The 7,865-nt window shown below is 48.5% G+C and carries 8 protein-coding genes and 1 pseudogene; 8 read left to right on the top strand and 1 reads right to left on the bottom strand.

Annotated elements, in window-relative coordinates:
* The 8 genes from pilB to ispH form a co-directional block, all read left to right on the top strand.
* Positions 1–1,562: type IV-A pilus assembly ATPase PilB (pilB, locus tag ACTHUE_RS08230; protein WP_440423255.1), on the top strand; the 1,562-nt coding region annotated here is incomplete at its 5' end.
* A 79-nt stretch (positions 1,563–1,641) separates the two neighbouring features.
* Positions 1,642–2,883: a type II secretion system F family protein gene (locus tag ACTHUE_RS08225; protein ID WP_219089370.1), complete on the top strand. Its 1,242-nt coding sequence runs from the start codon at positions 1,642–1,644 to the stop codon at positions 2,881–2,883.
* 1 nt (position 2,884) lies between these two features.
* Positions 2,885–3,772 carry a prepilin peptidase gene (locus ACTHUE_RS08220; protein ID WP_225905497.1) on the top strand — a complete coding sequence of 296 codons (888 nt, stop codon included), beginning with the start codon at positions 2,885–2,887 and terminating at the stop codon, positions 3,770–3,772.
* A complete protein-coding gene (gene coaE, locus ACTHUE_RS08215; protein ID WP_219089368.1) occupies positions 3,772–4,392 on the top strand; it encodes a dephospho-CoA kinase in 621 nt (206 codons plus the stop codon). Before ACTHUE_RS08220 ends, coaE begins: the two co-directional genes overlap by 1 nt.
* Positions 4,389–4,571, top strand: a complete 183-nt coding sequence (gene yacG, locus ACTHUE_RS08210; RefSeq protein ID WP_003682475.1) for a DNA gyrase inhibitor YacG — start codon at positions 4,389–4,391, stop codon at positions 4,569–4,571. Before coaE ends, yacG begins: the two co-directional genes overlap by 4 nt.
* A gap of 81 nt (positions 4,572–4,652) precedes the next feature.
* On the top strand, positions 4,653–5,552 hold the full coding sequence (glyQ, locus tag ACTHUE_RS08205) for a glycine--tRNA ligase subunit alpha (protein ID WP_003685919.1): 900 nt from the start codon (positions 4,653–4,655) through the stop codon (positions 5,550–5,552).
* A 151-nt stretch (positions 5,553–5,703) separates the two neighbouring features.
* On the top strand, positions 5,704–6,210 hold the full coding sequence (gene lspA / locus ACTHUE_RS08200; protein ID WP_219089366.1) for a signal peptidase II: 507 nt from the start codon (positions 5,704–5,706) through the stop codon (positions 6,208–6,210).
* Positions 6,211–6,223: 13 nt separating this feature from the next.
* On the top strand, positions 6,224–7,192 hold the full coding sequence (ispH, locus tag ACTHUE_RS08195; protein WP_219089364.1) for a 4-hydroxy-3-methylbut-2-enyl diphosphate reductase: 969 nt from the start codon (positions 6,224–6,226) through the stop codon (positions 7,190–7,192).
* Between the two features lie 119 nt (positions 7,193–7,311).
* On the opposite strand, the pseudogene ACTHUE_RS08190 reads toward ispH, so the two are convergent.
* Positions 7,312–7,865, bottom strand: a pseudogene (locus ACTHUE_RS08190) (cell division protein FtsZ); the annotation flags it as partial.

Raw genomic sequence — 7,865 nt, 5'->3', positions numbered from 1 at the left:
ACGGCATCATCTCCCCTAAAGCTTTGGGGGAGTTAGTTGCGCGCGTATTCAGCTATCCCCTTTTGGATTTGCACTACTACCCGCGCAATAATGTAGTCAGCGACATTCTGACGGAAGAGCAAATGGTACAAAACCGTTGCATTCCGATTTTCAAACGCGGACGCAAGGTTTATTTCGCCGTATCCGATCCGACCCAAATCCAAAACTTTCAAAAAATCGCTTTTGCTTCAGGTTTAAGTGTAGACTTGGTAGTGGTTCCAGATGACCAGCTCAGCTCATTGCTGGAATGGCTGGGTCAACGCTCGACCACCATTCTGAAAGAAATCAACGACGAACATGAAGCAACGCAGCAATCTCAATCGCTTTATATCGATAACGAAGAAGCTGAAGACGGCCCTATCCCCCGCTTCATCCACAAAACCTTATCCGATGCCCTGAACGCGGGCGCATCGGACATCCACTTTGAATTCTACGAGCAAATGGCGCGCGTCCGTTTCCGCGTGGATGGACAGTTGCGTGAAGTCGTACAGCCACCTGTCGCCGTGCGCGGCCAGCTGGCATCGCGCATCAAAGTGATGGCGCGTTTGGATATTTCCGAAAAACGTATTCCGCAAGACGGCAGAATTCAAATTGCCTTCCATAAACACGGCCGTCCGATTGACTTCCGTGTCAGCACTTTGCCGACATTGTTCGGCGAAAAAGTGGTAATGCGTATCCTAAATTCCGATGGTACATCGCTCAATATCGACCAACTCGGCTTAGAGCCTTTCCAAAAAGAAATGCTGCTTGAGGCCATCAACCGCCCTTACGGCATGGTATTGGTTACCGGTCCGACAGGTTCGGGCAAAACCGTTTCGCTCTATACTTGCCTGAGTATTTTGAACACGGAAGATGTGAACATTTCGACGGCAGAAGATCCGGCCGAGATTAACCTGCCGGGCGTCAACCAAGTCAACGTCAATGAAAAACAAGGCCTGACGTTTGCTGCCGCACTCCGATCCTTCTTACGTCAAGATCCTGATATTATTATGGTCGGTGAGATTCGTGACTTGGAAACCGCCGACATCGCCATTAAAGCCGCCCAAACCGGCCACATGGTTTTCTCTACCTTGCATACCAATAATGCACCGGCCACGCTGTCCCGCCTTTTGAACATGGGTGTTGCGCCTTTCAACATCGCCAGCTCGGTCAGCCTGATTATGGCGCAAAGGCTGTTGCGCAGACTGTGTCCAAACTGCAAACGCGAAGTTGAACGCCCTCCGGTTCCGGCATTGAAAAAAGCCGGCTTTACCGATGCGGACTTGGCTCAAGATTGGAAACTCTACCGCCCGGTTGGTTGTGACAGCTGCCGCGGTAAAGGATTTAAAGGCCGCGTCGGTATTTATGAAGTCATGCCGGTCAGTGATGAAATGCAAAAAGTCATTATGAACAACGGTACAGAAGTTGATATCATGAACATGGCCTATCAGGAAGGCATGGTAGACTTGCGTCGAGCCGGTCTCATGAAAGTCATGCAGGGCCTGACTTCGTTGGAAGAAGTGACTGCCCATACCAATGACTAAACTGCCATATTTTCGAAAATTAAAATAAAGCGGCACGGGGAAACAGTCCGCTTTATTTCTTACTAACAAGGGATAACTCATGGCTCAAGCAGAGCAAAAAAGAAGTCTGTTCGGCTCAAGAAGCAAAGGCAAGCGTTTTACATTTGAAGGAAAAAACATCGAGACCGAACGTCTTGTTCGTGGTGAAGTAGTTGCCAAAGACGAAGAAGAAGCACGCAAAAAACTCCAACGCAGAGGCATTCGCCCTTTGCGTATCAGCAAAGTCAAAACCGCACGCAAACGCCGTATTACCCAAGAAGACATTACTGTGTTCACCCGCCAACTGGCAACAATGATGAAGGCAGGCTTACCGCTGATGCAGGCATTTGAAATCGTTGCACGCGGCCACTCCAATCCGAGCATGACCGAAATGCTGATGCAGGTTCGCTCCGATGTCGAACAAGGTAGCGCATTGGGTAAATCGTTCTCTAAATATCCAAAATATTTCGACCGTTTCTATTGCAATCTGGTCAGCGCAGGCGAGTCCGGCGGCGTACTGGAAAGCCTATTGGACAAACTGGCTGTCTATAAAGAAAAAACCCAAGCCATTAAGAAAAAGGTTAAAACCGCGCTGACCTACCCGATTGCCATTATCGTGGTGGCCATCGCGCTTATCTTCATCATGATGATGTTTGTACTGCCAGCCTTTAAAGAAGTTTATGCCAATATGGGTGCAGAGCTGCCAGGCCTTACCCAACTCGTCATGAGCTTGTCTGATTTATTCGTCGATTACGGCTGGATTATGATCATCCTTTTGATTGTTTCCGCCTTCGGCCTGTACAAACTCCATGAAAAATCGCCTACCTTCCAAAAACGAATCGATGCTCTGATTTTGAGACTGCCTGTTTTTGGTACCATTGTCCGAAAAGCGACCATTGCCCGTTGGGCGCGTACGACTTCCACCCTCTTCGCAGCCGGCGTTCCTTTGGTGGAAGTATTAGATTCAGTTGCAGGCGCATCCGGCAATATTCTCTATGAAGAAGCTACTCAAGACATCCGTGCCAAGGTAACACAAGGTCTGTCGCTGACATCCAGTATGCAAAGCACGGATATGTTCCCCAATATGGTAATCCAAATGGCGGCCATCGGCGAAGAGTCAGGCTCTTTGGATGATATGCTGAACAAAGCAGCCGAATTCTACGAAGATGAAGTAGACAACTCCGTCTCCCGATTGTCTCACTTGATGGAGCCTATTATCATGGTGGTATTGGGTTCGCTCATCGGTATTTTGCTGATTGCCATGTATCTGCCGTTGTTTAACTTGGGTAATGTCGTAGGTTGATATGCTTGATAGTATTTACTCTGCCATCGACGCCCTCTCCGTTCTTGCGCCATTCGCTATTCCTTTAGCCGTTATTTTAGGATTACTGATTGGTAGCTTTCTGAACGTCGTCATTTATCGCACGCCGATAATGATGGAGCGTGAATGGACACAATTTTCCAAAGAGCATTTGGGCATCGAGCTGACAGACGAAGAAAAACAGCCATTTAATCTGCGTAAACCGGATTCACACTGCCCAAAATGCGGAAGTCCGATCAGAGTTTGGCAAAATATACCCATCCTCAGCTATGTTTTCCTAGGTGGGAAATGCCACGCCTGCAAAACCCATATCAGCATACGCTATCCGTTGATTGAGCTGCTGACAGGTGTCTTATTCGGTATTGTCGCGTGGCAATACGGCTGGTCATGGGCAACTATTGGTGGATTGATTCTGACTGCCATATTGATAGCGCTGACCTTTATCGATACCGATACGCAATATTTGCCCGACAGCCTGACTCAGCCCCTAATTTGGATCGGCCTGCTGTTTAATCTGAATGATACATTCGTTCCCCTGCATTCAGCCGTTTGGGGTGCGATTGCAGGCTATATGAGCCTTTATACTTTATGCGCCGTCTATAAACTTCTGACCGGTAAAATCGGCATGGGCAATGGCGACTTCAAACTTTTGGCCGCACTCGGTGCATGGCTGGGCGTAGGAATTTTGCCTGTTCTGATCTTTATGGCTGCCTTAGTCGGGCTGTTAGGCGCACTCATCGCCCGCGTCGGCAAAGGCCAATATTTTGCTTTTGGTCCCAGCCTCGCTGTAGCAGGATGGATTATTTTGGTTGCCAATGCACCTATTACCCAACTGGTACAATGGTGGCTCGTACAATCAGGATTCCGATAATGACATTATGGATAGGCTTGACCGGCGGTATCGGTAGCGGCAAATCATCTATTGCCCAAATGTTTGCCGAACTTGGCGTACCCATTATCGATGCCGATGCCATCAGCCGCTCACTGACCGCTGAAAACGGCGAAGCCCTTCCTGCCATCCGCCAACTTTTCGGGGATGAGGTTTTTGATCATGAAGGCCGTCTGAATCGTATGGCTTTACGGGAAGAAGTTTTCAGACGGCCTCAATCCAAAAAACAACTGGAAAACCTGCTTCTGCCATTAATATTAAACAAAATCCAACAGCAGAAACAACAACTTGCCTCCTCCACCTACGGGATTGTCGATGTACCGCTTTTGATTGAGAATCCGGCATTTAAAGCAGAGACCGACCGCATTTTGGTCGTAGATGTTCCAGAGTCCGTCCAAATCGAACGCGTACATCAACGCAATGGTTTTTCAGAAGAGCAGACGCGTCAAATCATGGCCACCCAAGCTTCTCGATCTGACAGACTGCTGCATGCCGACGATGTATTGGACAATACTCATAGCATGGAAGAAGCAAAAATCAAGGTTGCCCGTTTGCATCAATACTATCAATCTATTGCACAAACTCTGAAAGAAACTGCATGACCGCTCCTGTTGTAAAATGTCCGACCTGCCACAAAGAAGTCGTTTGGAACACCGACAGCCCCTACCGCCCTTTCTGCAGCAAACGGTGCAAACTCATTGATTTAGGCGAATGGGCACAAGAAAAATACACCGTTTCTTCGGAAGACGACCCCTTTTCAGACCTGTTGGACGGCAAATAAACTGCGTCGCCTCCTTCAGCCTATCCAAAACAGGCTCAAAACAGTAAAATACCCTCTTTATTCCAACCTATTCCATCCACCATGCTCACCTTCCAACAAATTATTTTCAAATTACAAAACTACTGGGCAGACAAAGGCTGCACCGTTATCCAACCTTTCGATATGGAAGTCGGTGCCGGTACTTCGCATCCAGCCACCTGCCTGCGCGCATTAGGCCCAGAGCCTTGGTTTGCCGCTTACGTTCAACCCAGCCGCCGTCCCAAAGACGGCCGCTATGGCGACAACCCCAACCGCCTGCAACACTACTATCAATTCCAAGTTGCGCTCAAACCTGCACCAGCCAACATTCAAGACCTATACCTCGACTCCCTGCGTGAATTGGGTATCGACCCTAAAGTACACGACATCCGCTTTGTCGAAGATGACTGGGAAAACCCTACTCTCGGCGCTTGGGGCTTGGGTTGGGAAGTTTGGCTCAACGGCATGGAAGTAACCCAATTCACCTACTTCCAACAAGTCGGCGGTATCGACTGCTCTCCTGTGCTCGGTGAAATCACCTACGGTATCGAGCGTCTCGCCATGTATCTGCAAGGCGTGGAAAACGTGTACGACCTCGTTTGGGCAAAAACCCTTGATGGCAACATCGTGACTTACGGCGACGTTTATCATCAAAACGAAGTCGAGCAATCCACCTACAACTTCGAATACAGCGATGCCGATTGGCTCTTGCGCCAATTCAACGACTATGAAGAACAAGCCAAACGCCTGCTTGCAGTTGAAGACACCAGTCTTGCCCTGCCTGCTTACGAGCTTGTACTCAAAGCCGGCCACACGTTCAACCTCTTGGATGCACGCGGTGCCATTTCCGTTACCGAACGCGCAACCTACATCGGCCGTATTCGTGCGCTGAGCCGTATCGTTGCTCAAAAATTTGTTGAAAGCCGCGAGAAACTGGGCTTCCCATTGCTTAAAAACCAATAAGCCCACATATGCTTACCACGCCGCCGCCCTTTGATATATTCAAGTGGCGGCGTTTCTATTTTCAGACGGCCTTAACGCCGATGCCATCGCAAACACTTCCAGCCTGCTTTCAGGTAAAATAAGCCCTTTATTACATAAACCGTCTGAAAACATGAGTTCATCCTCTTCTAAAAAAATTCCCTTTTTCTTACTTTCCCTCGTCGCCATCATTCTTGACCAACTGAGCAAATGGGAAATCTTGAGACACTTTACCGAAGGCGAACGCCTCAACATCATTCCAGACTTTTTTGACCTGACCCTTGCCTATAATCCAGGCGCGGCATTCAGCTTTTTGGCCGACCAAGGCGGCTGGCAAAAATTCTTCTTTTTAGGTCTGGCCGTCGTTATCAGCCTGTATTTGGCCCGTGCCATCTGGCGTGATGAATTTGGCCGCTGGGGCAAACTGGGGGCTGCCATGATTATCGGTGGCGCGATTGGCAATGTGGTTGACCGCCTGATTCACGGCCACGTTGTCGATTTTCTGCTTTTCTATTGGCAAAACTGGTTTTACCCTGCATTTAACATTGCCGACAGTTTTATCTGCGTTGGCGCAGTTTGCTTGGTAATAGATGGTTTGCTGCACAAAAAAACACCTTCAAACGACACAAAGGCCGTCTGAAAACGGAACACACATGACTCAAAAAACCATTATCCTTGCCAATCCCCGCGGCTTCTGTGCCGGTGTTGACCGTGCCATCAGCATTGTTGAACGTGCACTCGAAGAATTCGGCGCGCCCATTTACGTCCGCCATGAGGTCGTTCACAACAAATTCGTCGTGGATAATCTTCGGGCAAAAGGTGCTATATTTGTCGATAACTTGGCGGATGTCCCAAAGGGTGCCACACTGATTTACTCGGCTCACGGCGTATCCAAAGCCGTACAGGAAGAAGCGGCACAACGCGGTTTCCGCGTTTTTGATGCCACCTGCCCTTTGGTCACCAAAGTTCATAAAGAAGTAGCCCGCCTTGATGCCCAAGATTACGAAATCATTATGATCGGTCACAAAGGTCATGTCGAAGTGGAAGGCACAATGGGACAATTGCCTCCGGGCAAAATGTTTTTGGTTGAGACAGTGGAAGATGTAGCCGGACTGAACGTCAAAAATCCTGATAAGCTTGCCTATGTGAGCCAAACCACTTTATCGGTGGATGAAACCAAAGATATTATTGCGGCCTTAAACCAACGCTTCCCCAATATCCGCAATCCGCACAAAGAAGACATCTGCTACGCCACAACCAACCGCCAAACTGCTGTTAAAGAATTGGCCGAAGAATGCGATCTCGTAATTGTTGTCGGCTCGCCCAACTCTTCCAACAGCAACCGCTTGCGTGAAGTAGCTGCATTGCGCGGAGTTGATGCCTATATGGTCGATAATGCTTCCTATCTGAAAAAAGAATGGTTTGAAAACAAAACCAAGGTTGGTGTCACTGCCGGCGCATCTGCGCCCGAAGTCTTGGTTCGAGAAGTCTTACAAACCATTCAAGATTGGGGACATGAAACCATACGTGAAGGTGAAGGTGCAGAAGAAAGCATTGTATTTGTCTTGCCCAAAGAATTGCGTCGTGAGGGCGAAAACAAGCAAATTCTCAATAAAGGGTAAGTTTATTATTTACTTTATTTGAACTTAAGGCCGTCTGAAAATTTTCAGACGGCCTTAAGTATATTTTACTAATAAAAAAGACCCGCCTTAAAGGCAGGTCTTTTCATACATGATCCTGATTATTTATCAGAAGTATGTTGCTGACGGCGCAAGATAGCAGGAATTTCAAAGTCATCCAGCACAGACTGGTTGCTGAAATCAGCCGCAGTCAGGTTCATAGAACGGATATTGCGGTTAGTACGAACCAGGCTTTCAGCATTGCTTTGGCTTTGAGCTTGGGGCGCTTCTTCCGCACCGCGTACCAATTGTTGGGTACGGGCAGCAGCACGCAGTTGGTTGTCAGTACCGTTTTCTTTCAAGCCGGTAGCAATGATGGTAATACGGATAGCGTCTTCGCTCATACTCTCGTCTTCGGCAGCACCAAATTTGCATTCCACTTCAGGGTGTGCATTTTGGTTGACGATACGCATAATCTCGTTGAACTCAGACATTTTCAGGCAGCCAGGAGCAGTGGTAATGTTTACCAATACGCCGCGTGCACCATCTAAAGTAACGTTATCCAAGAGCGGGCTGGAGATAGCTTGATCGGTAGCCAAACGGGCACGGTCGATACCTTGCGCGAAACCTGAACCCATCATGGCGATACCGCGATTGCTCATCACGGTTTTCACGT

The organism is Neisseria sp. P0021.S005 (genome assembly GCF_051956955.1).
The sequence above is the reverse complement of the archived record's forward strand: the minus strand, read 5'-3'. Positions and strand labels throughout refer to the sequence as shown.